Source organism: Paraburkholderia sp. SIMBA_053 (genome assembly GCF_046534895.1).
GTDB lineage: Bacteria > Pseudomonadota > Gammaproteobacteria > Burkholderiales > Burkholderiaceae > Paraburkholderia > Paraburkholderia caledonica.
In genome coordinates this window covers 1-240 of record NZ_JAWRXU010001568.1, presented here as the reverse complement: position 1 = coordinate 240, position 240 = coordinate 1, and the positions used below count along the sequence as shown (strand labels likewise).

General features: G+C 64.2%; 1 protein-coding gene. It reads left to right on the top strand.

Annotation, left to right across the window (positions count from 1 at the left end; translation table 11 throughout):
* Positions 1-240, top strand: a 240-nt coding sequence (locus SB753_RS40835; protein ID WP_410805646.1) for a coproporphyrinogen III oxidase, incomplete at both ends; no start/stop codon positions are given.

The window sequence follows — 240 nt, the reverse complement described above, 5'->3', positions numbered from 1 at the left end:
AGTTCCTGCAGTACCGCCGCGGCCGCTACGTCGAGTTCAACCTGGTCTACGACCGCGGCACCCTGTTCGGCCTGCAGAGCGGCGGCCGCGCCGAAAGCATCCTGATGAGCCTGCCGCCACGCGTACGCTGGGAATATGGCTACGAACCGGCAGTTTGTTATTCGTGCTCGTGCATTCGGTACTGTGGCCGCTCGCGCTCAACACGTACTCAGGTTTCCAGTCGGTCCCGGCGACGCTGCG